Annotated in this window: 21 protein-coding genes and 1 riboswitch; of the genes, 5 read left to right on the plus strand and 16 right to left on the minus strand. The window is 69.4% G+C overall.

The genetic code is table 11. The features are described 5' to 3' along the window. Positions 1–85: 85 nt before the first annotated feature. Complete coding sequence (locus WDU99_RS06170) at positions 86–916, minus strand: SDR family oxidoreductase (RefSeq protein WP_337331568.1); 831 nt, start codon at positions 914–916, stop codon at positions 86–88. 9 nt (positions 917–925) lie between these two features. Continuing rightward, positions 926–1,687, minus strand: coding sequence for an SDR family NAD(P)-dependent oxidoreductase (locus tag WDU99_RS06175; protein WP_337331569.1), 762 nt, complete (start codon positions 1,685–1,687; stop codon positions 926–928). 121 nt (positions 1,688–1,808) lie between these two features. Between WDU99_RS06175 and WDU99_RS06180 the strand changes: the two genes are divergently transcribed. Continuing rightward, positions 1,809–2,168, plus strand: coding sequence for a DUF488 domain-containing protein (locus tag WDU99_RS06180; protein WP_337331570.1), 360 nt, complete (start codon positions 1,809–1,811; stop codon positions 2,166–2,168). Between the two features lie 13 nt (positions 2,169–2,181). On the opposite strand, the gene WDU99_RS06185 is transcribed toward WDU99_RS06180, so the two are convergent. Together WDU99_RS06185 and WDU99_RS06190 are read right to left on the minus strand one after the other, a co-directional pair. Then, positions 2,182–2,586 carry a VOC family protein gene (locus WDU99_RS06185; RefSeq protein ID WP_337331571.1) on the minus strand — a complete coding sequence of 135 codons (405 nt, stop codon included), beginning with the start codon at positions 2,584–2,586 and terminating at the stop codon, positions 2,182–2,184. Positions 2,587–2,595: 9 nt separating this feature from the next. Further along, positions 2,596–3,024, minus strand: a complete 429-nt coding sequence (locus WDU99_RS06190) for a helix-turn-helix transcriptional regulator (protein WP_337331572.1) — start codon at positions 3,022–3,024, stop codon at positions 2,596–2,598. 51 nt (positions 3,025–3,075) lie between these two features. Here WDU99_RS06190 and WDU99_RS06195 point away from each other — a divergent pair, with 51 nt between their 5' ends. Next, entirely contained in the window at positions 3,076–3,813 is a 738-nt protein-coding gene (locus WDU99_RS06195) for an aminoglycoside 3'-phosphotransferase (protein ID WP_337331573.1), read from the plus strand. 44 nt (positions 3,814–3,857) lie between these two features. Here WDU99_RS06195 and WDU99_RS06200 read toward each other — a convergent pair whose 3' ends face one another. The 3 genes from WDU99_RS06200 to WDU99_RS06210 form a co-directional block, all read right to left on the minus strand. Beyond that, positions 3,858–4,646 carry an energy-coupling factor transporter transmembrane component T family protein gene (locus WDU99_RS06200; protein ID WP_337331574.1) on the minus strand — a complete coding sequence of 263 codons (789 nt, stop codon included), beginning with the start codon at positions 4,644–4,646 and terminating at the stop codon, positions 3,858–3,860. After that, positions 4,643–6,115: an ABC transporter ATP-binding protein gene (locus WDU99_RS06205; protein WP_337331575.1), complete on the minus strand. Its 1,473-nt coding sequence runs from the start codon at positions 6,113–6,115 to the stop codon at positions 4,643–4,645. The genes WDU99_RS06200 and WDU99_RS06205 overlap by 4 nt, the downstream gene beginning before the upstream one ends. An 8-nt stretch (positions 6,116–6,123) precedes the next feature. After that, positions 6,124–6,762, minus strand: a complete 639-nt coding sequence (locus tag WDU99_RS06210) for an ECF transporter S component (RefSeq protein ID WP_337331576.1) — start codon at positions 6,760–6,762, stop codon at positions 6,124–6,126. Then, positions 6,755–6,864, minus strand: a riboswitch (TPP riboswitch). It overlaps the preceding gene by 8 nt. 50 nt (positions 6,865–6,914) lie before the next feature. Between WDU99_RS06210 and WDU99_RS06215 the strand changes: the two genes are divergently transcribed. Beyond that, the gene (locus WDU99_RS06215; protein ID WP_337331577.1) at positions 6,915–8,708 is read left to right on the plus strand and encodes a D-alanyl-D-alanine carboxypeptidase family protein; all 1,794 of its coding nucleotides are present in this window, start codon (positions 6,915–6,917) and stop codon (positions 8,706–8,708) included. 93 nt (positions 8,709–8,801) lie between these two features. Here WDU99_RS06215 and WDU99_RS06220 read toward each other — a convergent pair whose 3' ends face one another. Together WDU99_RS06220 and WDU99_RS06225 are read right to left on the minus strand one after the other, a co-directional pair. Continuing rightward, entirely contained in the window at positions 8,802–11,030 is a 2,229-nt protein-coding gene (locus WDU99_RS06220) for an ABC transporter ATP-binding protein (RefSeq protein WP_337331578.1), read from the minus strand. Continuing rightward, positions 11,027–12,754 carry an ABC transporter ATP-binding protein gene (locus WDU99_RS06225; RefSeq protein ID WP_337331579.1) on the minus strand — a complete coding sequence of 576 codons (1,728 nt, stop codon included), beginning with the start codon at positions 12,752–12,754 and terminating at the stop codon, positions 11,027–11,029. Before WDU99_RS06225 ends, WDU99_RS06220 begins: the two co-directional genes overlap by 4 nt. Positions 12,755–12,903: 149 nt before the next feature. Between WDU99_RS06225 and WDU99_RS06230 the strand changes: the two genes are divergently transcribed. Beyond that, on the plus strand, positions 12,904–14,103 hold the full coding sequence (locus WDU99_RS06230) for a glycosyltransferase family 4 protein (RefSeq protein ID WP_337331580.1): 1,200 nt from the start codon (positions 12,904–12,906) through the stop codon (positions 14,101–14,103). A 3-nt stretch (positions 14,104–14,106) separates the two neighbouring features. On the opposite strand, the gene WDU99_RS06235 is transcribed toward WDU99_RS06230, so the two are convergent. Further along, the gene (locus WDU99_RS06235) at positions 14,107–15,165 is read right to left on the minus strand and encodes an enoyl-CoA hydratase/isomerase family protein (protein ID WP_337331581.1); all 1,059 of its coding nucleotides are present in this window, start codon (positions 15,163–15,165) and stop codon (positions 14,107–14,109) included. Between the two features lie 135 nt (positions 15,166–15,300). On the opposite strand from WDU99_RS06235, the gene WDU99_RS06240 reads away from it, so the two are divergent. Next, entirely contained in the window at positions 15,301–17,178 is a 1,878-nt protein-coding gene (locus WDU99_RS06240) for an ABC transporter ATP-binding protein (RefSeq protein ID WP_337331582.1), read from the plus strand. 41 nt (positions 17,179–17,219) lie between these two features. Here WDU99_RS06240 and WDU99_RS06245 read toward each other — a convergent pair whose 3' ends face one another. The 6 genes from WDU99_RS06245 to hemC form a co-directional block, all read right to left on the minus strand. Continuing rightward, entirely contained in the window at positions 17,220–17,666 is a 447-nt protein-coding gene (locus WDU99_RS06245; protein WP_337331583.1) for a hypothetical protein, read from the minus strand. 100 nt (positions 17,667–17,766) lie between these two features. Then, a complete protein-coding gene (locus WDU99_RS06250; protein WP_337331584.1) occupies positions 17,767–18,933 on the minus strand; it encodes an ATP-binding protein in 1,167 nt (388 codons plus the stop codon). Positions 18,934–19,029: 96 nt separating this feature from the next. Continuing rightward, positions 19,030–20,349 (minus strand): glutamate-1-semialdehyde 2,1-aminomutase, encoded by a 1,320-nt coding sequence (gene hemL, locus WDU99_RS06255; protein WP_337331585.1) that lies wholly within the window; start codon positions 20,347–20,349, stop codon positions 19,030–19,032. Between the two features lie 160 nt (positions 20,350–20,509). Next, positions 20,510–21,487, minus strand: coding sequence for a porphobilinogen synthase (hemB, locus tag WDU99_RS06260; RefSeq protein WP_337331586.1), 978 nt, complete (start codon positions 21,485–21,487; stop codon positions 20,510–20,512). Beyond that, a complete protein-coding gene (locus WDU99_RS06265; RefSeq protein WP_337331587.1) occupies positions 21,484–22,281 on the minus strand; it encodes a uroporphyrinogen-III synthase in 798 nt (265 codons plus the stop codon). The genes hemB and WDU99_RS06265 overlap by 4 nt, the downstream gene beginning before the upstream one ends. A gap of 5 nt (positions 22,282–22,286) precedes the next feature. After that, positions 22,287–23,276, minus strand: a complete 990-nt coding sequence (hemC, locus tag WDU99_RS06270; protein WP_337331588.1) for a hydroxymethylbilane synthase — start codon at positions 23,274–23,276, stop codon at positions 22,287–22,289. Positions 23,277–23,278 lie beyond the last annotated feature (2 nt).

The raw sequence follows: 23,278 nt of genomic DNA on the forward strand, positions 1-23,278 counted from the left end.
AACTCGTCGGCGTGTCGCCCTGCAAGCGTTCAATCTCCCTGCATCCGTTCCCGATTGAAGGAGCGGATGCCGGAAACCGGGCGCGTCAGTCCAGGAAGATGTCCGGGAACAGGCGGTCGTCGGGCGTACCCGGCACGGCGGCATACTTCGAGAAGTCGGTCACACCGGCATCCGACAGCACGTCCTCGACGATGAGCGTCTGACCGGTGTACTCGCGAGCGGGCTTGGTGAGCACCTCGTATGCGGCGTCGGCGTAGATCTCCGGCGTGCGGCTGACGGCCATCAGCCGGTCACCGCCGAGTACGTTCTGCACCGCGGCGGTCGCGATCGTGGTGCGCGGCCACAGCGTGTTCGCGGCGATCCCGGCATCCGCGAACTCCGCCGCGAGCCCCAGTGTCGCCATCGTCATGCCGTACTTGGCGAGAGTGTAGCCGGTATGGGCGCCCAGCCACTTCGGAGACAGGTTCAGCGGCGGCGACAGCGACAGGATGTGCGGGTTCTCGGCCTCGCGCAGCACCGGCACCGCGGCCCGCGAGAGCATGAAGGTTCCGCGCACGTTGACGTCCTGCATCAGGTCGTACTTCTTCGCGGCCAGATCGGTCGAGCGCGACAGGTCGATGACGCTGGCGTTGTTGATCACGATGTCGATGCCGCCGAACTCGCCCTGCGTCTTGAACACGGCACCGGTGACATCGTCGTCGTCGCGCACATCGCCGACGATCGGCAGAGCCTGGCCGCCCGCCGCGCGAATGGCATCGGCCGCCGTGTGCACGGTGCCCTCGAGCTTCGGGTGCGGGGAGTCGGTCTTGGCGAGCATCGCGATGTTCGCGCCGTCTGCCGCCGCGCGCAGCGCGATGGCGAGGCCGATGCCACGACTGCCGCCCGACATGAGGATGGTCTTGCCTGCGAGTGACATGGGGTCTCCTTACTTGGGTGCCATGCGGATGGCACCGTCGAGGCGGATGGTCTCGCCGTTGAGGTAGCCGTTTTCGATGATGTGCAGGGCCAGCGCCGCGTACTCGTCGGGCTTGCCGAGGCGCGCCGGATGCGGCACCTGCTGTCCGAGCGAAGCCTGCGCCGCCTCGGGCAGGCCCGCGAGCATGGGGGTCTCCATGATGCCGGGGGCGATCGTGCAGACGCGGATGCCGTGGCGCGCGAGTTCGCGCGCGATCGGCAGCGTCATGGCGTGCACGCCGCCCTTCGACGCCGAGTACGCCGGCTGCCCGATCTGTCCGTCGAAGGCCGCGACACTGGCGGTGTTGACGATCACGCCGCGGTCACCGCCCTCGGTCGGCTCGTTCTGCGCGATGACGGCGGCCGCCTGCGAGGTGACGTTGAAGGTGCCGACGAGGTTGATGCGCACGATCCGCTCGAAGGCCGCGAGGTCGGCGGGATTGCCGTCGCGGTCGATCACCTTGGCGGGTGGGGCGATGCCGGCGCAGTTGACGACGACGCGCAGCGGCGCGATCGCCTGAGCGGATGCCACGGCCGCGGCGACCTCGTCGGGGCTGGTCACGTCGGCGGGCGTGAAGACGCCGCCCAGCTCGGCGGCGATCTCGGCGCCGTTCGAGCCCGGCAGGTCGACGATCGCGACCTGTGCGCCCGCGGCGGCCAGCCGGCGCGCGGTGGCCAGGCCCAGACCGCTGGCACCACCCGTGATGAGCGCACCCTGTCCCGTGATCTGCATCGTGTTCTCCTTCGAAACGACACGCCACCTGTCCACGGCGTCGTGTGCGACTGGGTCTCAGCATACGTGGTTCTGAGTGCCGCCACTGGCGGGTTGCGCACGACAGGGGGATGCTGAGCACATGGACCTTCGTCGCAAACGAGCCTACGACACGGCCTCAGCCGAGGATGGGTTCCGTGTGCTGATCGACCGCCTGTGGCCGAGAGGGGTCTCGAAGGAGAGAGCCGCGATCGATCTGTGGGCCAAGGACATCGCGCCGAGCACCGAGCTGCGGCACGACTGGCACGCCGCGCCCGACACGGATTTCGAGATCTATGCCGATCGGTACCGGGCAGAACTGGCCGGTGAAGACGCCGAGGCGCTGCGCGCCCTGGCGGACGAGCTGCGACAGCATCCCATCGTCACCCTCGTCTACGCCCTGCACGACACCGAGCACAACCACGCCGTCGTGCTGGAGCAGGCCCTGCGCGAACTGCTCTGAGTCCGCGGACGAATCAGAGCTGGTTGACGCGGACCAGGTTGCCGGAGGGGTCGCGGAACGCGCAGTCGCGCACACCGTAGTCCTGGTCGGTGGGCTCCTGAACGATGTCGGCGCCTCCGGCCTCGAGGCGCTCGAACAGCCCGTCGAGGTCGTCGGTGCCCAGTGTGACGGCGGCGAGCACGCCCTTGGCCATCAGGTTCAGCACGGTCTCGCGCTCGGCCTCGGTCACGCCGGGGTCGACGACGGGCGGGTGCAGCACGATCGAGGTCGCATCCCCGGCAGGGCCGACCGTGAGCCAGCGCAAGCCGTTGTAGCCGACGTCGTTGCGCACCTCGAAGCCGAGCAGATCGCGGTAGAAGCCGAGCGCCGCCTCGGCGTCGGTGTGTGGGAGGAACGTGTTGTGGATCGAGATGTTCATGACCCCACGCTACGACCGCGTCACCGCCTGCGCTTCTCGATTCCTGACCGGTCTGGTGATCTGCTTCGCCAGGCACGGCGGGATGCCCTCGACCGAGCGGGAGGGGTCATCGCGGTAGGCACTGGGTGAGACGCCCACGAGCTGCGAGAAGCGGGTGCTGAAGGTGCCGAGCGACGAGAACCCGACGGCGAAGCAGATGTCGGTGACCGACAGGTCCCCGCGCCGCAGCAGCGTCATCGCCCGCTCGATGCGCCGCGTCATCAGATACGAGTACGGCGGCTCGCCGTAGATGCGCCGGAACTCACGGCTGAGGAATCCGGCCGACATGTGCACGCCACGTGCGAGGTCTTCGACGTTCAGCGGCTGGGCGAACTCGCGGTCGATGCGGTCGCGCACGTGGCGCATGACGGTGATGTCCGCCCGTTCATCCGAACCCATGCAGGCATTCTCGCAGAGGACCATCGGCGCGACGGCGGGCAGGATGGACACATGTCGATTCCCGCTGCGCCCGTGACCGTTCCCGAACGCGTGCGCGCGCTGGCGGACGGCGCCTCGCTGGAGTGCGTCTGGGAGAACGACTACGGCGGACTCACGTTCCGTGCCACGCCGGATGCCGGAGCGCCGTTCTTCATCAAGTGCGGCCCGCGTCACGCCGAGTCGAACCTGCGCGACGAGGCCGAACGTATGACGTGGGCTCGACGGTGGATCACCGTGCCGCGCGTTCTCGCGCAAGGTGAGGATGCCGAGCACGAATGGCTGGTCACTGCGGCGATCGATGGCGCGAGTGCCGTCGCTCCGCAGTGGGAGGCCCGGCCGGAGCTCGCCGTGCGTGCGGTCGGTGAGGGTCTGCGTGCGCTGCACGAGGGTCTGCCTGTCACGGAGTGCCCCTGGGAGTGGAGCGTGACCTCGCGCATCGAGAACGCCGAGCGCCGCGGCATCCGCGTTCCCGAGCGCTTCCGCACCCCGCCGCCGATCGACCGCCTCGTGGTCTCGCACGCCGACGCCTGCTGCCCGAACACGCTGCTCGATGCGGACGGACGCTGGATCGCGCACGTCGACCTCGGCCTCATGGGCACCGCGGACCGCTGGGCGGATCTCGCCGTGGCATCCATGAGCACCGAGTGGAACTACGGCCCCGGCTGGGAGGACGCGCTCATCGAGGCCTACGGCCTCACGCCCGACCGCGAGCGCCTCGCCTACTACCGCGAGCTCTGGAACGCCACCTGAGCCGCCGGCCGGGGCCGAGCCCCGTCACCGCGGCCCGCGCCCCGTCACCCGGGTCCGAGGATGAAGTTCCACGTACCCGTCGCGACAGCGGCGGCGATAGCGGATGCTGAGATCACCGCACCGATGAGCAGCAGCATCCACTCCTGCCCCCCGAAGCGCGCGGGGCGCGCCCACGCACGCCGGGTGCTCGCTCCGAAGCCGCGCGCCTCCATCGCGGTCGACAGCTTCGCACCGCGGCGGATCGAGAGCACCAGCAGTGCGAAGGCCATGCCGAGGAAGCGGCGGATCCGTCCGCGGTCGGCGACTCCGCGCGCACGGCGGGCCAGCTCGAGCGCACGCCAGTCGTCGACGAACAGCCCCACCATGCGCAGGCCCGCCAGCGCGCCGAGCACGAACCGCGCCGGCAGCCGCCAGGTCTGCGCGAGTCCGTCGGCGAGGTCGGTCGGATCGACGGTGATGAACAGCACCACCGAGGGCAGGGCGATCGCCAGCACCCGCAGCGTGGTGGCCCCGGCGAGCGCCAGCGACCCGTCGCTGATGTGCACCAGGAACCACTCGAAGTACACGGTGCCGCTCGCCTCGCCGTACAGCGCGATCGTCACACCGGTGAGGGGTGCCGCCAGCCACACCGGCCAGGTGCGCACCCAGAACTCCCGCCAGCCGATGCCGGCGAACAGGAACAGCACGCACTCCAGAGCGAGGGCGACGGCGGCCGAGACCATGTCGAGGGTGAGGATCAGCGGCACCGCGATCAGTGCACTGGCCCCCAGCTTCGCCACCGGATTGATGCGGGCCATGGCGCCGGTGCGCGCCCGCGTCTCGAGCAGCGTCACGACCGCGCCACCAGCGTGAGCTGCTCGGCGTGCAGAGCTGTGACCACATCGAGGTCGTGCGTGACCGTCACCAGTGCCGAGCCGGCATTCCGCAGATCGGCGAGCATCGCGATCAGCTCCTGCCAGGTGCGGGCGTCCTGACCGAAGGTCGGCTCGTCGAGCACGAGCACACGCGGGCGGGTCGCGAGCGCCGCGGCGACGGTCAATCGCCGCTTCTCGCCGCCGGAGAGCGTGTACGGGTTGGCCTTCGCGAGCCGGTCGAGCCGCAGTCTCTGCAGCAGCTCGTCGGTGCGGTCAGCGATCTCGGCCTCGGGCAGTCCCAGCGAGCGTGGGCCGATCGCGAGCTCGCCCTGCACCGTCGACGCCAGCAGCTGATGCTCGGGCTCCTGGAACACCGTGCCGATGCGGGTCAGCAGCTGCCGCGACGCCCACCGGATCGGGTACGGACCGGCGTCGCCCGCCAGGGCATCCGAGGCGATGAGATCGCCGCCCGCCGGCGGCAGCAGTCCCGCGAGGGTGAGGCCGAGCGTCGACTTGCCGACCCCGTTGGGTCCGGTGATCGCGAGCACCGACCCCGCCCGCACGTTCACGTCGATGCCCGCCGCGACCGTCGTGCCACGCACGCGGGCGACGGCGAGATCGCGGGCGCCGATCAGCACCTCCCCGGGTGGCGACGATGGCGGCGGCGGATACTGCGGTGCGCGCCCCGGCACCCAGACGCCAGCCCGCGCGAGCCGCTCGCCCTGCGCGGCGAGCACGGTGTCGGGATGCCCGTCGGCGATCACCCCGGCACCGCCGCCGTCGTCGCCGATCACGATGACCCGGTCGATCAGCGGCAGCCAGACGTCGAGCCTGTGCTCGACGACGATCAGCGTGGTGCGCTGCGCCGCCAGCATCCGCTCCACCGCCTCACGCACCTCGAGCACGCCATCTGGATCGAGGTTCGCGGTGGGTTCGTCGAGCAGCAGCAGCCCGGGCTGCATCGCCAGCGATCCCGCCAGCGCGAGACGCTGCTTCTGCCCGCCCGACAGCGCCTTCGTGGCCCGGTCACGCGGTACGTCGAGGCCCACCGCGTCGAGCGCCGCGTCGACACGACGCCAGATCTCGTCGCGCGGGATGCCGAGGTTCTCGCATCCGAACGCCACGTCGTCGCCGACCCGGGCGAGGATCACCTGCGAGTCGGGGTCCTGCAGCACGAGTCCGGTGCGGCCGCGTGCCGCGGCGGCGGGGATGCCGTCGATGAGCAGCTCGCCCTCGACCTCGCCTTCCTCATCACCGCCGAGCACACCGGCAAGGCCGTGCAGCAGCGTGGACTTGCCGGCACCCGAGGCGCCGAGCAGCAGAACCCGCTCACCGGGCTCGATGTGCAGCGACACGTCGCGCAGTGCCCACGCGAGGCGACTGGCATGCCGCCAGCCCCACCCGCGGGCCTCGACCGCTGCAGGTGCGATATCGCCCGCAGACGACATGGCCCTCCTCAGACCCGCGCCCGCACCTCGCGCCCCGAACCGAAGCGGTCGAGCGCCCCGGTCGACGCGAGCCCGCGGGCGAGCAGCCAGCCGAGCAGGCCGGCCAGCACGGCACCCGAGATCACGGTGCAGATCAGGTAGACGACGGTGAACGCCGCGCCCGATCCGGCGAACCACAGGAGCAGGTTGTTGACACCGCCGAACAGCGCAGCACCCGCACCGGCGAGCATCGCGACGGGCAGGGTCCACACCCGGTAGGCGAACAGCAGGAAGATCAGCTCGGCACCGAGCCCCTGCACGAGGCCCGCCTCGATCGTGAGGAAGCCACCCCACTGCGCGCCGGCGAGAGCCGAGACCACCGCGGCGATCGTCTCGACGTAGATCGCGGCGCCGACCTTGCGGATGATCAGACCGCCGAGCACGCCGGCGATCAGCCACGGGCCGTCGAGCAGCCCCTGCACTCCGGGCATCAGCGGCTCGAGCAGGGCCTTCGGCCCGAGGTAGCCGACGTTCCAGGCCAGGAACAGGAACCCGCAGGCGACGCCGAGAACACTGGCGACGACGATGTCGACGACGCGCCAGCGCCAGATCTCCGGCCGTCCCAGCCCCGTGCGGGTGGTGGTGGACGTGCGTGTGGACGTACTCATATGATCTCCTCCCTGCGCCGGCATGATCCGGATCAGGTTCGACGGTCGAAGCGCGGTTCGCTTCCTCTCAGCCCGGCTTGCCGGACTCCCGTGGTTGTGCCATCGATCATAGTCCGGTCAGCGGACATAGCGACGTTCGGTAGCGTGGACGGGTGACCACCTCCCCCGAGTCCACGCGCCCTGCCACGCGCCGTGAACTGCGCGAGCGCGCCCATGCGCAGGCAGAGACAGCCTTCCGCGGTCCGCTGCCGGCCTTCGGCGACTCACTGCGCGCCGCCGACGACGGCATCATCGACGATGCCCCTACCCCCGGAGACCCTGGCGAAGCACGTCCCCCGAGCGACCGTCTCGACGAAGTCGTCGACGACACGGACACTGCGGAACACCCCCTGGTTACCGGCTTCACCGACGGCTACCTCGATACTGTGCCTGTGGGTGTCGCCGATTCAGAGCCCGAGCCGCGCTTCTTCAGCGTGCCCGCAGACGGGCATCCGCATTCGATCGACGCCGACGCCGATCCGGATGCTGAGTTCGACGCACTGCTCGAGGAGGGCACTGCGACCCGCGAGGTCGCCGTGGTCGGCACATCGTCGCCCGCGCCCGAACCGCAGACCGAGTGGGCTGACGAGAAGCGTCCTCCCACGGCGCTCACCTGGATCGACACCACCGCGCTGACGCCCGAGTCGCTGCCCGAGTCGCGCACGTCGCCCGAGCTGTTCGCCGGCGCAAAGCTGGTGCCCGGCTGGCTGCGTCCGCGCGTGCTGATCCCGATCGGGATCGTCGCAGCTGTGTGCGGCTCGTATGTCGCCACGACGCTGCTGTGGCCGCTGAACGCCGTCGCCCCCGTGGCCGATACGGCGAAGGTCGAGATCGCACCCGCTCCGGTGGCCGCCGTCACATGGCCGGGCACCGGCAGTGCCGCGGTGACGGTCGAGGGCATCGCCCCGGTGGCCTCCACCACCGACCGCGACGAGATCGCCAGCATCTCCAAGGTCGCGAGTGTGCTGATGGTGCTCGACGAGCTGCCGCTCGAGCCGGGCGAACAGGGTCCCAGCTTCGAGTTCGACTACGGCGACACCGTCGATTATTGGCAGTACCGCAGCATGGACCAGTCGGCACTCGACGTTCCGGTGGGCGGCAGTCTGACCGAGTACCAGATGCTGCAGGGCGTGCTGCTGGGGTCGGCCAACAACTACATCGACCGGCTCTCCGACGAGCTGTGGGGATCGGACTGGGCGTTCGCGCAGGCATCCGAGAAGTGGCTGAGCGACCACGGCATCGACGGCATGGTGATCGAGTCGCCGTCCGGCTTCGACGAGGACAACATCGCCTCGCCGACGGCTGTGCTCGAGCTCGGCGAGCTCGCGATGAAGAACCCGGTGTTCGCCGAGATCGTCGGCACCCGCACGGCCGAGATCCCCGGCGCCGGTACCGTGACCAACACGAACGGCATGCTCGAGGACGCCGGCGTCGTCGGCATCAAGACCGGCACGCTCTCGCACTGGAACCTGCTCACCGCCAAGGATGTCCCGTCCGGCGACGGCACCGTGCGCCTGTACGCGGCCGTTCTCGGTCAGGACGACGACGAGGCGCGCTTGGCCGTCACCCGCCAGCTGTTCGCCGAGGTCGAGGCGTCGCTCGCCTCCCAACCGATCGCCGTGCCGAAGGGCACGGTCGTCGGGCACGTCTCGACCGAGTGGGGCGATCCGGTCGACGTGGTGTCGGATGCCGACGCGCAGGTCGTGCTGTGGAACGGCGCCACGGCGACCGCGAAGACGACCCTCGACCTGGGCGACGAAACCGAGGCCGGCGCGCAGATCGGCACGCTGATCGCAGAGGGTCCGCTCGGCACGGCTGAGACCTCGGTATCGCTCGCCGGAGAGATCACCCCGCCCAGTGCCTGGTGGCGCCTGACGCACCCGCTCGAGCTGCTCGGCATCGACTGACGCGCACGCCGGCCCGGCCCGCCCCGCGGGAGACGTCGCAGAAACAGAGAGCGCCCGCCCCGTGGGAACGGGGCGGGCGCTCTGCGTGGTGCGTCAGTCGCGGCGGGGGTCGGATGCCGTCGACTCGGCGTCCTTCACCGCCTCGGCCAGCTGTACGGCGTCCGGCGCTTCGGCGATGGCCTGCTCGGCAGCGGCCTCGGAGGCATCATCGGCCTCGCCGGTGACGATCACGGGCACCGAGCCCGTCAGCGCCTCCTCGGCGTCGATATCGGTCGCGGCCTGCTCGAACTGCGACTGGTACAGGCGCCAATAGGCGCCCTGCTTGGCGATCAGCTCGTCGTGGTCGCCCTGCTCGACGATGTCGCCGTGCTCCATCACCAGGATGAGGTCGGCATCGCGGATCGTCGACAGGCGGTGCGCGATCACGAACGAGGTGCGCCCCTGGCGCAGTGCGGCCATGGCGTGCTGCAGCAGCAGCTCGGTGCGGGTGTCGACGGCGCTGGTCGCCTCGTCGAGGATGAGGATCGAGGGCCGCGCCACGAACGCGCGGGCGATCGTGATCAGCTGACGCTCACCGGCCGACACGTTCGAGGCGTCCTCGTCGAGCACGGTCTCGTACCCGTCGGGCAGCGAGTGCACGAACCGGTCGACGTACGTCGCCTCGGCGGCCGCGATGATCTCGTCATCGGAGGCCGACTCGTTGCCGTAGCGGATGTTGTCGCGGATCGTTCCGCCGAACAGCCACGGATCCTGCAGCACCATGCCGGTGCGGCGACGGAGGTCGTCGCGGGTCATCTTCGAGATGTCCTGCCCGTCGAGCAGGATCTGGCCCGAGTCGAGCTCGTAGAACCGCATGATGAGGTTCACCAGCGTCGTCTTGCCGGCACCGGTCGGACCGACGATCGCGACGGTCTGCCCCGGCTCGACCCGGAACGACAGGTCCTTGATGAGCGGGCGGTCGTCGCTGTACGAGAAGGCCGCATGTTCGAACTCGATCACGCCCCGCCCGTCCTTCACGGTGGGGGCGTCCTCGTCGTCGGGGTCCTGCTCGTCGGCATCCAGGAAGTCGAAGACGCGCTCGGCCGAGGCCGTGCCCGACTGCACGACCGCCGCCATGCCGCCCAGCTCGCTGAGCGGCTGGCTGAACTGCTGCGAGTACTGGATGAACGCCTGCACGTCACCCAGGCGCAGGTTTCCGCCGGCGACCATCAGCCCGCCGAGCACGGCGATGCCGACGTAGGTGAGGTTTCCGACGAAGGTCATGGCGGGCATGATGATGCCCGACAGGAACTGCGCCTTGAAGCTCGCCTGGAACAGCTCCTCGTTCTCGACCTGGAACTTGTCGAGGGCGTCCTGCTCGCGACCGAACACCTTCACCAGCGCGTGGCCGGAGAAGGCCTCCTCGACGCGGGCGTTCAGTCGGCCGACCTTGCGCCACTGGGTGCCGAACGCCTTCTGAGAGCGCGGACCGATGATGCCGAAGATGACGCCCATCAGCGGCAGCGAGACCAGTGCGACCAGCGCCAGCTGCCACGAGATGGAGAACATCATGATCAGCACGCCGATCACGGTGAGCACCGAGGTCAGGGCACCCGACAGCGACTGCTGCATGGTCTGCGTGATGTTGTCGATGTCGTTGGTGACCCGCGAGATCAGCTCGCCACGCTGCACCTTGTCGAAGTACGACAGCGGCAGGCGGTTGATCTTGGCCTCGACGCTCTCGCGCAGACGCCACATGGTGCGCACCATGATCACGTTGATGACGTAGCCCTGGATCCAGCTGAGCAGAGCCGAGACGACGTAGATCGCCATCACCGCCACGATGATCCAGCGCAGGCGCTCGAAGTCGACGCCGTCACCGACCTGGAAGTCGGCCATGGCGCCGACCATGTTGGCGAAGTCGTCCTGGCCGGCGGCGCGCAGCGTCTCGACCACCTGGTCCCTGCTGGTGCCCTCGGGGAAGCCGGGGGCTCCTCCGACGCTCTGGCCGAGGACGTTCGAGATGAAGCCCTCGTAGACGATGTTGGTCGCCTCGCCGAGAACCTTCGGCGCGATCACGGCCAGGACGACGCCGATGGCGCCGAGCACCGACACGAAGACGAGCCAGATGGCCGAGGGCTTGAGCAGGCCGATCATGCGGGCGAAGCTCTTGCCGAAATTGTCGGCCTTGCCCGCCGCGGGGCCGTCCCAGCCGCCTCCGTCCAGGCGCGCCGCCTCAGCCAGCTCTGCCTCGTAGGCGTCGTCGGCCGAGACCTCGGATGCTGCTGTGGTCACGGTCTTGTCGTTCGTGCTCTGAGTCTCTGAGTTCGTCGAGCGGCTCATGCGTCCACCCCCAGCTGCGATTCGACGATCTCGCGGTATGTCGAGCTCGTGGCGAGGAGTTCATCGTGCGTGCCGACGCCGGCGAGGGTGCCGTCTTCGATCACGACGATGCGGTCGGCGTCGGTGATGGTCGACACGCGCTGCGCGACGACGATCTTGGTCACCTCGGGCAGTTCGCGCCACAGTGCCTGCCGCAGTCTCGCATCGGTGGTCAGGTCGAGTGCCGAGAACGAGTCGTCGAAGACCAGGATCTGCGGCTGGTGCACGATCGCCCTGGCGATCGCGAGCCGCTGCCGCTGACCGCCCGAGACATTGGTGCCGCCCTGGGAGATCCGGGAGTTCAGCCCCTCGGGCATCGCCTCGACGAAGTCCCGCCCCTGAGCGATCTCGAGCGCCTTCCAGAGCTCTTCGTCGGTGGCCTCCTCACGGCCGTAGCGCAGGTTGGATGCCACAGTGCCGGTGAACAGGAACGGACGCTGAGGCACTAGGCCGATGCCCTGCCACAGGGCATCCACGTCGGCCTCGCGCACGTCGACACCACCGACCCGAACGGCGCCGCCCGTGACGTCGAACAGGCGCGGGATCAGCGAAACCAGCGTGGTCTTGCCCGATCCGGTCGATCCGACGATCGCGACGGTCTCACCCGGCGCCGCGGTGAAGCTGATCCGGCTGAGCACGGGGGCCTCGGCGCCGGGGTAGGTGAACTCGACGTCGTCGAAGGCGACGGCGCCGGGCTCGGGGAACGCGGTCGTGCCGTTCTCGGGCCGGGTCATCGACGACTCGGCGTCGAGCACCTCGCCGACGCGCTCGGCCGAGACAGCGGCGCGCGGGATCATCATCGCCATGAAGCTCGACATGATCACGCCCATCATGATCTGGCCGATGTACTGCATGAAGGCGAACAGGGTGCCGACCTCGACGTTGCCCTCGTTGATCTCGATGCCGCCGAACCAGATGACGGCCACGACGGTGACGTTGAGGATCAGCATGAACAGCGGGAACAGCAGCACGAACAGCGAGCCGATCTTGCGCCCGAGCACCATCAGGTCGGTGTTGGCGACGCGGAACCGCTGCTCTTCGATGCGCTCGCGCACGAAGGCGCGCACCACGCGCACCCCCGTCAGCTGCTCGCGCATGATGCGGTTCACGGTGTCGAGCTTGCGCTGGTTGGAGCGGAACAGCGGCACCATGCGGCCGATGATGAGCACGGCGACGATGAGCAGCACCGGCACCGAGACGGCGATCAGCCAGCTGAGGCCGACGTCGGTCTGCACGGCCATGATGATGCCGCCGATGGCCAGCAGCGGGGCGGTGACGAACATGGTCGCGCCCATCATCGCCAGCATCTGCACCTGCTGCACGTCATTGGTGTTGCGGGTGATCAGCGAGCCGGCTCCGAACTGCGAGACCTCGCGCTCGGAGAAGCCGCTCACGCGGGAGAACACGTCGGCGCGGATGTCACGGCCGAGTGCCATCGCCGCCTTCGCAGCGAAGAACGTCGCCACGATCGACGCGACGATCTGGCCGAGGGAGACGGTCAGCATGAATGCACCGTGCGACCAGATGTAGCCGATGTCGGCGCGGGCCACGCCCTGGTCGATGATGTCGGCGTTCAGCCGGGGCAGGTAGAGCGAGGCCATCGCACTCGCGAACTGGAACACCAGCACGCCGAGCAGCAGCCATCGGTATCGTGAGAGGTATCGAAAGAGGATTTTTCCCAGCACAGGCAGACTTCCTTGCGAGATTGAGAGTGGCCGGAAAAGGCCACACGATAGCGTGCCACGAACTTCCGACCTTCGTATCCCCCTCAGGGATGACCTTCGCTGACAGGGAAACGCCCGAATAGACTCGCTGGAGCGAGCGAAGGGAATCCATGCGCGAGGACGAGACGGCCGCACCCGCGGTGCTGATGGTGTGCGACTACTCGCTGCGCTACCTGGGCGGTGCGCAGACCGCCTTCCTGCGGCAGGCCGAAGCGCTGGCCGACGAAGGTGTGCGGGTCGTGGTGCTCGCCCCCGATGCGGATGCACTCGCCCTGCGGCGCGCCGACGATGAGATGGCGGGTGCTGTGCAGCATCCGCTCGTCACGATCGCACCGCCCCGGCGCGGCACGATCCCCGTGCTCGACCTGCCGCTGCTGGGCCGTGCCGGCGATCTCGCTCCGCTGGTCGCCGCGACGATCCGGCGGCATGAGATCGGCGCCGTGGTCGTGCACTCCGAGTTCGCCCTCGCGGCAGCGGCGATCGCCGTGGCCCGCCGCCTCGGCATCCCCTCGCTGCACACCGTGCACACCTTCTTCTGGCGCGCGCCCGCCGTGCTCGCGCCGTTCGCACCGCTGGTCTCACGCGTGCACGGTGCGCTCACCGGCATCCGCGGCGGTGACCGCTTCACCGGCAGCCATCCGCTCAACAACGCGCTGCGCACGATGACCCTGCGCATCGCCCAGCGCGCCGACATCGTCCTCTCGCCGTCACGCCATCAGGCGGAGGCGCTGCGCGCCGCCGGAGCCGGACGCGTGGAGGCGTTCTCGAACGTGGCGCAGCCGCTGCGCGTGGCGGCCGCTCCCGAGGGCGGTCCGCTGCGCCTGCTGTGGGTGGCGCGGTTCGCGCCCGAGAAGCGCCTCGAGGTCGCGCTCGATGCCATGCGCCTGGTGGTCGAGCGGCTCGGCCCGGATCGCGTGCATCTCGACGTCGCGGGCGGCACCCACCGCCCCGTCGAGGCGGTGACGTTCCACGGCCCGGTGCCCGGTGAGCGGGTGGGTGAGCTGATGGACGCCGCCGATGCCGCACTCATCACCTCGCTGGGCTTCGACAACCAGCCGATGGTCGCGCTGGAGGCCTTCGCCCATGGACGTCCGGTGATCGTCAGCGATCCGGTGCTGGCCACCGAGTTCGAGGAGGCCGCGATCGGCACGACCACCCCTGATGCCGAGGGCTTGGCAGACCAGATCGTGCGCCTCGAGGCCGATCGGGCGCTGCTCGCCCCGCACCGCGAGGGCGCCGTCGCCTACGCCCGCGAGCGCCAGCCCGCCGCGCACGTCGCCCGCCTGCGGGAGCTCATCGCCTCGGTCTGACGATCAGAACAGCGGCGCCTCGGGAACGTAGGCGCGGGCTGCGGCGCCGGCATCGTCGGGCATCTCGGCGATCGTCGCGGGCTGCCATCTCGGCTGCCGGTCCTTGTCGACAAGCTGCGCGCGGATGCCCTCGACCAGGTCGGGGTGATTGTGCGCGAACCACATCACGCGGCGGTACTCGCCCTCAAGGGCTTCCCGCACGCCGCTCATGGCACGCGCCTCGCGAACGGCATCGAGAGTGACGGCGAGGGCGGTCGGCGACAGCTCCTCGAGAGTGGCGAGGGCGGATGCTGCGCCCGGGGCATCCGATGCGCGCAAGCGCTCCACGATCCCGCCGACGGTGTCGGCGGAGAACGCCTCATCGACCCACTCCCGCACGTCAGGCAATGAGGACGGCTCGGGCGTCTCGTCGAACAGCAGCACCATCTCGTTCGGGGTGCCGGGATCGGCCCGATAGGCGAGCGCATCGCGCAGCGCGTCGAGATTCTCGGAGGGCACGAAGTGGTCGGCGAAGCCGAGGTGGACGGCATCCGCCCCGCTCATGCTCTGTCCCGTCAGACCGAAGTACTCGCCCATGCGCCCCGGCGCCCGGCCGAGCAGCCAGGTGCCGCCGACGTCCGGGGTGAAGCCGATGCGCGTCTCGGGCATGGCCAGACGTGATCGCTCGGTGACGATGCGCACCGCCGCGTGGCCGGCCAGGCCGATGCCGCCGCCCATCGTGATGCCGTCGGCGAAGACCACGACCGGCTTGGGGTACTCGGCGATCAGGGCGTTCATGGCGTACTCGGCGCGGAAGAACTCCGCGGTGCGCTCGGGGGCGCCGGCCACGATCTGGTCGTGCAGCGCGCGAACATCGCCGCCGGCGCACAGCCCGCGATCGCCCGCGCCGTCGATCAGCACGGTCTGCACGTCGCTGTCGTCGATCCACGCGGTCAGTGCCGCCGTGATCTGCTCGATCATCCCCAGATCGAGCGCGTTGATCGCACGGGGACGGTTGAGGGTGATGCGGCCGAGGGAGCTCTCGGTGCGCGCGAGGACGGTGGCTTCTTCGACGTCGGTCACGGTCGCCAGGCTACTCCGCTTCGGGTTCTGCCCCCATTCGGGCCCCCGGGATGGGCGTTTTCGGCAGGTAAGACCCGCATTCTCAGGTATTTCCGAGAAGATGGGGTGAACTGGCAGACAACAGGGGGAGTCACCATGCCTGAAGGACAGGTGCTTGAATTCGCCGACGTCACCAAGCGCTTCAATACGGTCACCGCCGTCTCCGAGCTCTCCGTGCGCGTCGAGCCGGGAGCCGTGACCGGCTTTCTCGGGCCCAACGGCGCGGGCAAGACGACATCGCTGCGCATCCTGCTCGGGCAGATCAAGCCGACGACCGGCACAGCCACCATCGGCGGCGTGCCGTACTCCGAGCTGCGCCAGCCGCTGCGCACGATCGGCGCCGTGCTCGAGGAGTCGTCATACCGTCCACGTCGCACGGCGGCGCGTCACCTGAACATCGCGGCAAAGGCCAACGGCATTCCCAGCGAGCGCGTGGCCGAGGTGCTGCACCTGGTCGGCCTGCAGGACGACGCCGACACCCGTCTGGGCAGCTACTCGCTGGGCATGCGCCAGCGTCTCGCGGTCGCGACCGCCCTGCTCGGCGATCCCGGCGTGCTGGTGCTCGATGAGCCCGCGAACGGCCTCGACCCGGAGGGCATCCGCTGGATGCGCCTGCTGATGCGTCGTCTCGCCGACGAGGGCCGCACCGTGCTCGTCTCGTCGCACGTGCTGAGTGAGATCGAGCAGGTCGCCGACAACGTCGTGGTGCTGTCGCGGGGCAAGGCGGTGTTCTCGGGCAGCATGGACGATCTGGCCGACCCCGCCGGCGGCGCCGTGGTCGTGGATGCCGAGGATCGCCCTGCGCTGATCGCGGCGCTCACCTCTGCCGACCTCTCGTTCGACCTGCTGCGCTCCGGCGTGACCGTGCGCAACTCGGATGCCACGCGGGTGGGTGCCATCGCCGCCGAGGCGGGGATCGCTCTGAGCACCCTGCAGCAGCGCGGGCCAAGCCTGGAGGAGGTCTTCCTCGACCTGGTGTACGGGCGCCGCGGTGACAGCCCCCGGGTGGACGAGGTCGCGAACCCGGTCACCCACCCCGCCGGGTCCGCCGACCCGGTCGCCGATGCCGCGCTGGTCGCCGGTGGCGTGCCCCTCGCCGGGGCGGCCGCGGTGGTCGCCGACGGCGGCGTGGTCGCCGCCGCGGGCGTCGGCTACGGCACGGCGCCGATCGACATCATCCCGTCGGGCGCGGACGCTGATGCGGATGCGGATGCATCGAATGCGGCCGGCGAGACTGCGGGTGAGCACGAAGCGACCGGCGAAGCCGCCGACGATGCGGATGCTGCGACCGACGTTCCCGTCGCGAGCGAGACGGCGATCGACCATGAGGCTCCCCTCCTCGGCGAGACGCCGATCGCCGACGACGCTTCGGTCGAGGGCGAAGCGGCTCCGATCGCGGACGCCGACGACGAGGTGGACGATGTCGATGTCTCGGATGCCTGGGCTCCCCGTGCCGCCGATGCGGCAGCATCCGACTCTGCCGAAGGCGACACAGCGCGCGACGATTCGGCGGCTGCACCGGCGAGCACCGATGAGGACGACGCGCAGGACCGCCCGGTGCTGCTGCCGACGGCCACGGCCTCGGTCGCTCTGCCCATCACCCACGAGGTGCAGTCCTTCACGGATCTGATCACCGGCATCCCCGCCAGCACGACCGACGATCCGACGCCGGGCACCGAGGCGATCCCGGTGGCGCCACCGGCCGTCGTGCACGACGATGACGACGACTCCGCCGTCGACGATGCCGAGGACGATCCACGACTCGCGGCGATGCGCACCTCGCTGTCGTCCGCTGCCAGCCGTTTCTTCGACGGCCCCGCGCCGAGCTATCCCTACGGCACCGCGGATTCCCGGGCGACGGCCAGCAGCCCATCGGCGAACGAGGCGGACTCCACCCCCGCTGGCGAGGCGGAGCAGCCCGACGCCCCGTCAGACGAGCAGGACGACCAGTCCGCCGACCAGCACCACGGCTGACCGCCGAGTCCGGCCCGGGCGCCGGGTCAGGCCGGGCGGGATCAGGCCGGGCGGGGTCGGATCACCGGACGCTGACGCTTAGGTGTCGGCACCGGTGCGGTCGACGCGATGTCGACGACGTCCTCGGGGTGCTCGGTCACGTCGAGACGCAGCGCCTGCGTGAGCGCGAGCCCGTGGCGGGTCGTCAGGATCAGCCGCTGATACTGCGGGTCACCCTCGAGGTCGATCACGACGCTGGGACGCCGACGGCGGATCAGCACGAAGTCCGTCGTGCCGGCCGCCTTCCAGGTGCCCGCGGCCAGAATGCCGGGGATGTAGGTTCCCGGTCCCGGCACACCGCGCATCCAGGTCCACGCATCGTCGGTGAGCTGCACCTTGGTGATGTGCTCACGCTCGATGTGCAGGTTGGCGCGATGGAAGGTGGATGCCCGCTCGATCGGAGACAGCACGACCTCGAGTCGCGTCTGATCCAACAGCAACGTCACCATGCGTACAGTCTGCCAGCGCCGCCCTGCGAGATGCCTGCGACTTGCTCACAGGACCGCAACGATCCCTTGGTGGGATCGCACAGCATTCGGGTGCGGCGTTCTACGCCCGGCCTTTGGTCCGCATCATGAATTCTCCGAACAACGGAACAGTGAAAGCCGTATCGCCATGCGCGGGGCTGTAGATCATTCCTTTGGTGATCAAGCCCGATCGGCGAGGAGCGACGCTCTCAACTCTCACCCCGAGTGCAGCCGCGATATCACCGGATCTATGCGGACCGGGTCCCAACTCGGCCATTGCAGCCAGATATTCCTTCTCTTTAGGGGTCAGCCGATCCAGACGCACAAGGAAGAAATTGCGGTCGAGGTGATCCGTCACGATCGTTCGCACCCCGTCAACATCACCAAGGTCGATTCGTGGTCCCTGACTGTGGTTCCACAGGTGATATCCCCACTCCTGAACGAAGTAAGGATAACCGGCCGTCTCGGCGATCAAAGCTGCGATTGCATCATCAGTGAAGGTGACCCCCTGCGCTTCAGCAGGAACGACGAGCGCCGCGCGCGCATCGGAGTCGTTCAGCGACCCGATCGCCGGAAATTCGAAGAGCCTCTCAGCGTACGACTTCGAATCACCCGCGAGGCCAGGCAACTGGGGAAGTCCTGCGCCGACGAGGACGACAGGAAGATTGAGCTGGGTTGTGCGATGGATTGCCGAAATGGCGGCGCCGAGCTCCTCTGCGGTGAGATATTGCACCTCATCGATCGCGATGAGAATGCCCGTGTCCCGCTCGACTGCAGCCTCCCCGGCAGCAACAAGCAGATCAGTGAGATCGTCGGACAGTACGCCAGAGTCGGCGGTGCCGGCGAGCGCGTCCAAGTCCAATGACACCGAAGAGCCATCAGGTAGCTGCATTTGAAAGGACTTCAGCACTCTTAGCGCCTTCAGCGCCTTCGCCGACGGCTTCCTCGCATCGAATGTCAGGAGAATCTTGCGCAATGACCTCGTCAACAACGACCGCAGATCACCTGTCTCGGGTGCTTCGATGAATGCGACGGCGAGACCCTCATTTTCTGCGATCTCCGTGAACCGGTTGAGGAGCACTGTCTTGCCGACACCGCGAAGCCCGATGGGCATGACACTCTTGCCTGGCATCCCGTTGAGCGCTCGGCGCAACAACGTACCGAAGTGATTGATGTATGCGTCACGACCGAGGAGCGCTGGCGGTTGCGTGCCTGCGCCGGGGCGGTAAGGATTCTGTAGTTCGTCCATCTTGATAGATCTTATCGGTCGAAAGGATAAGATCTATCAAGACACTTACATCAGGCGAACCTTATCGAGTCGCCAGATAAGGTCCATCCATGTTGATCACTTCGCAGCGGCGGCGGCCCGAGCAGCCGCGGGCAGAGCGGCCTCGATCGCCGCCAGCTCCTGATCGCCGTGTGCGGCGGTGAGGAACCACGCCTCGAACACGCTCGGCGGCAGTGCCACGCCCTGCTCGCGCATCGCGTGGAAGAAGGGTGCGTACCGGAACGACTCCTGCGCCTGTGCCTGCGCGTAGTCGCGCGGGGTCTCGGCGGCGAAGACGACGCCGAACAGGTTGCCGGCCCGCGGTACGGCGTGCACGACACCGGCATCCGACAGCGCGGTGTCGAGAGCGGATGCCAGGCGATCGGCGGCCGCGTCGATGCCGGCGTACACCTCGTCGGTCGCGAGGCGCAGCGTGGCAAGGCCCGCGGCGACCGAGAGCGGATTCCCAGACAGCGTGCCCGCCTGGTACACCGGCCCGACCGGCGCGAGCAAGTCCATGATCTCCGCGCGGCCACCCAGCGCCGCCAGCGGCATGCCGCCGCCGACGACCTTGCCGAAGGTGATGATGTCGGGCAGGTACTGCTCACCGCTCTGCTGCTGCAGTCCCCAGAAGCCGGCCGGGTGCACGCGGAACCCGGTGAGCACCTCGTCGAGGATCATCAGCGCGCCGTGTGCGTGCGCGGTCTCGGCGATCAGGCGGTTGAAGCCCGACACCGGTGGAACGACGCCCATGTTCGCGGATGCGGCCTCGACGATCACCGCGGCGATGCGGTCACCGTGCTCGGCGAACACGGCGGAGAGAGCATCCGGGTCGTTGTAGTCGATCACCAGCGTCTGCGCGGCGATCGGCGCCGGCACTCCCGCGGAGCCGGGCAGCGCCAGGGTCGCCACGCCTGAGCCTGCGGCGGCGAGCAGACCGTCGGAATGCCCGTGGTAATGGCCGGCGAACTTGACCAGCAGGTCGCGACCGGTGGCACCGCGCGCGAGGCGGATCGCCGTCATGGTCGCCTCGGTGCCGGTCGAGACCAGTCGCACCCGCTCGACCGGTCGCGCGTCGCCGTGGCGCACGCGCTTCGCGATCATCTCGGCGAGTTCGACCTCACCTTCCGTCGGGGCGCCGAACGACAGACCGCGCGTCGCCGCCTCCTGCACCGCCTGCACGACCTCGGGGTGCGCGTGACCGAGCAGCGCAGGACCCCACGATGCGACGAGGTCGAGATAGGTCGCGCCGGCGGCGTCCGTCACCGTCGCGCCGGAAGCGGATGCCAGAAAACGCGGCGTCCCGCCCACGGAACCGTACGCGCGAACCGGCGAGTTCACACCGCCGGGAATCACCGCGCGGGCGGCGTCGAACAGGGAGTCGTTGCGATCAGACATGCAGACCAGCGTAGATCCCGCGGCTATGTTCGCGCCTGGTGTACCGGATCACTGATGGTCGGTGTGCCTGGCGGCGTGTCGGAAAACGACATGCCGGTCCTGCACCGGCGGCATCAGTAATCCGGCACGGGAACGGATCGGATGGGCACCGGGTGGCGGGTCAGGACCGCAGCCGTGCCGCTTCGAGAGCCCAGTACGTCAGCACCGCGTCGGCACCGGCACGACGGATCGACATGAGCGACTCGAGGATCGCGCCACGACGATCGATCCAGCCGTTCGCGGCTGCCGCCTCGACCATGGCGTACTCGCCGGACACCTGGTACGCCCACACCGGCACATCCACGGCATCGCGCACCTCGCGCAGCACGTCGAGGAAGCCCATCGCGGGCTTCACCATCACGATGTCGGCGCCCTCGTCCTGATCGAACAGCGCTTCGCGCACACCCTCGCGGCGGTTGCCCGGATCCATCTGATACGTGCGTCGGTCGCCCTGCAGCTGCGAGTCGACCGCCTCGCGGAACGGCCCGTAGAACGCGCTGGCGTACTTGGCCGAATAGGCCAGCAGCAGCACGTCGTGGAAGCCCTCGGCGTCGAGCGCCCCGCGGATCGCGGCGACCTGGCCGTCCATCATTCCGCTGAGCCCCAGCAGCTGCGAGCCGGCGCGCGCCTGCGCGAGAGCCATCGACTCGTACCGCTCGAGTGTGGCGTCGTTGTCGACAGCACCGGAGTCGGAGAGCACTCCGCAGTGCCCGTGGTCGGTGAACTCATCCAGGCACAGGTCGGTCTGCACCACCAGCGCATCGCCGACCTCGGCCACGAGAGCCTCGGTCGCGACGTTGAGGACGCCCTTCGGGTCGTCCGCCCCTGCGCCGATGGCATCGCGCACTTCGGGCACGCCGAAGAGCATCACCCCGCCGAGGCCGGCCTCGGCAGCATCCGACGCCGTCTTCTTCAGCGAGTCGAGCGAGTGCTGCACGACGCCGGGCATCGAGCCGATCGGCGACGGCTCGGCGAGACCCTCGCGCACGAACATCGGCAGCACCAGCTGTCGCGCCTCGAGCGAGGTCTCTCGCGCGATCGAGCGGACCGGCGCCGACTGACGGAGACGGCGCAGCCGCGCCTCAGGAAACCGACTCACGGCGCGAACTCGTCGGCCGCGTGCGGAAGCGTGAAGTGCGAGACGGTCTCGATCAGGGCATCCACGGTCTGCTTGTCGGCGATCGCGGCGATCGTCAGCCCCGCCTTGCGGGCGTCCTTCGCGGTGCGCGGGCCGATCGCGGCCAGCAGCGTGCTGTCGGGAATCTCGGGGAACTGCTCGCGCACCTGACCGGCGACCGAGCCGCTGGTGATCAGGATCGCGTTGATGCGGCCGTTCTCGACGTCGCGGCGGATGCGGTCGGTGACCGGCACACCCACCGTGCGGTAGGCGACGACGCTGTCGACGTCATGACCGGCATCCTTGAGCATCACCGAGAGCACCGGCTTGGCGATCTCGCTGCGCAGTGACAGGATGTGCCGAGGCTCGGGCTCGAGGCCGATCATCTGCTCGGCCATCCCCGCGGCGGAGTTGTCGAGGTCGGGGACCAGGGCGACCTCGTAGCCGACCGCATGCAGCGCCGCAGCCGTGGTCTCGCCGACGGCGGCGACCTTGGTGGTGCGCGGGATCTCGACCCGATGCGCGTACAGCACGTCGACCGTCGTCGCACTGGTCACGGTCAGCCAGTCGTAGTCTCCGGCCTGCAGACGCGCGAGCGCCGCATCGAGAGCCTCCTGGTCGGTGGTCGGCGCGAAATTGATCAGCGGCGCCACCACCGGCACCGCCCCCTGCGCGCGCAGACTCGCCGCAACACCGTCGCCCCAGGGGCCGCCACGGGGCACCAGCACTCGCCAGCCGTCCAGCGGCCGGGCCGTCTTTGTTTCGGAAGCAGTCATCAGGATCACTCTCGCGGGAGGAGGTCGGCCGCTCCCTGTTCGAGCAGCCGATGGGCCGCAGAATCACCGATATCACGGGCTGTGCGCATCGGGTCTGCACCATCGGCAGCATCCGCACCGTTGCCGCTGCCGTTCCGTCGAATATACCCCCGGTTCAGGGACTCGGTGACATCGAGTCCGATTCGGCGGCCGCCGCCGGGCTCGTACACGACGGCACGCACGCGGATGCTGTCACCCGTGACGACCGCATGGGCGGCCATGGGCGCCTGGCATCCGACTTCGAGCCCGGCGAGGATCGCGCGCTCGACGGTGACGGCCAGCCGGGTGGCCTCATCCTCGAGCTGTGCGAGCGCCTCGATCAGCTCGGCGGGGGCGTCGGCGACGGTCTCCACGGCCAGCGCGCCCTGCCCGGGGGCGGTGGGCCACTCGGCCAGCCCGAGGTCCTCGCGGTGCAGCTTCATCTCGGGGCGCAGCCGTGACAGGCCGGCGGCGGCGAGAATGACCGCATCGAGCTCACCCGTCGAGACCCGCTCCAGCCGCGAGTCGACGTTGCCGCGGATGTCGACGACCTCGGCGTGCGGTGCGCGCCGGCGCACCTGTGCGATGCGGCGCGGGGCGCCGGTGCCGACCCTGCTGCCGCGGTGCAGCTCGTGCAGCGGCGTTCCGCCGCGGGTGATCACCACGTCACGGGCGTCTTCACGGAGCGGGGTGGCGGCGATCACCAGCTCGGGCGGCACGGCCGTGGGCAGATCCTTGAGGGAGTGCACCAGGATGTCGCACTCCCCCGCCACGAGAGCCTCACGCAGACGGTTCGCGAAGATGCCCGTTCCGCCGATCTCCGACAGGGATGCCCTGTTCGTGTCGCCCTCCGAGACGATCGGCACCAGCTCGACCGGGCGGCCGGCGACCTTCGCCAGGGCGTCGGCGACATGGCCGGACTGCGCCTGGGCGAGCGCGCTGCGGCGGGTGCCGAGACGAATGGGAGCGGATGCCACGG

Source organism: Microbacterium bandirmense (genome assembly GCF_037204185.1).
In the GTDB taxonomy this organism is placed as follows: Bacteria; Actinomycetota; Actinomycetes; order Actinomycetales; family Microbacteriaceae; genus Microbacterium; species Microbacterium bandirmense.

What these genes read in the sequence shown, in the direction of transcription:
- WDU99_RS06170 (WP_337331568.1), bottom strand. Translation starts at nt 916, where the DNA reads ATGTCACTCGCAGGCAAGACCATCCTCATGTCGGGCGGCAGTCGTGGC.
- WDU99_RS06175 (WP_337331569.1), bottom strand. Translation starts at nt 1,687, where the DNA reads ATGCAGATCACGGGACAGGGTGCGCTCATCACGGGTGGTGCCAGCGGT.
- WDU99_RS06180 (WP_337331570.1), top strand. Translation starts at nt 1,809, where the DNA reads ATGGACCTTCGTCGCAAACGAGCCTACGACACGGCCTCAGCCGAGGAT.
- WDU99_RS06185 (WP_337331571.1), bottom strand. Translation starts at nt 2,586, where the DNA reads ATGAACATCTCGATCCACAACACGTTCCTCCCACACACCGACGCCGAG.
- WDU99_RS06190 (WP_337331572.1), bottom strand. Translation starts at nt 3,024, where the DNA reads ATGGGTTCGGATGAACGGGCGGACATCACCGTCATGCGCCACGTGCGC.
- WDU99_RS06195 (WP_337331573.1), top strand. Translation starts at nt 3,076, where the DNA reads ATGTCGATTCCCGCTGCGCCCGTGACCGTTCCCGAACGCGTGCGCGCG.
- WDU99_RS06205 (WP_337331575.1), bottom strand. Translation starts at nt 6,115, where the DNA reads ATGTCGTCTGCGGGCGATATCGCACCTGCAGCGGTCGAGGCCCGCGGG.
- WDU99_RS06210 (WP_337331576.1), bottom strand. Translation starts at nt 6,762, where the DNA reads ATGAGTACGTCCACACGCACGTCCACCACCACCCGCACGGGGCTGGGA.
- WDU99_RS06220 (WP_337331578.1), bottom strand. Translation starts at nt 11,030, where the DNA reads ATGAGCCGCTCGACGAACTCAGAGACTCAGAGCACGAACGACAAGACC.
- WDU99_RS06230 (WP_337331580.1), top strand. Translation starts at nt 12,904, where the DNA reads ATGCGCGAGGACGAGACGGCCGCACCCGCGGTGCTGATGGTGTGCGAC.
- WDU99_RS06240 (WP_337331582.1), top strand. Translation starts at nt 15,301, where the DNA reads ATGCCTGAAGGACAGGTGCTTGAATTCGCCGACGTCACCAAGCGCTTC.
- WDU99_RS06245 (WP_337331583.1), bottom strand. Translation starts at nt 17,666, where the DNA reads ATGGTGACGTTGCTGTTGGATCAGACGCGACTCGAGGTCGTGCTGTCT.
- WDU99_RS06250 (WP_337331584.1), bottom strand. Translation starts at nt 18,933, where the DNA reads ATGGACGAACTACAGAATCCTTACCGCCCCGGCGCAGGCACGCAACCG.
- hemL (WP_337331585.1), bottom strand. Translation starts at nt 20,349, where the DNA reads ATGTCTGATCGCAACGACTCCCTGTTCGACGCCGCCCGCGCGGTGATT.
- WDU99_RS06265 (WP_337331587.1), bottom strand. Translation starts at nt 22,281, where the DNA reads ATGACTGCTTCCGAAACAAAGACGGCCCGGCCGCTGGACGGCTGGCGA.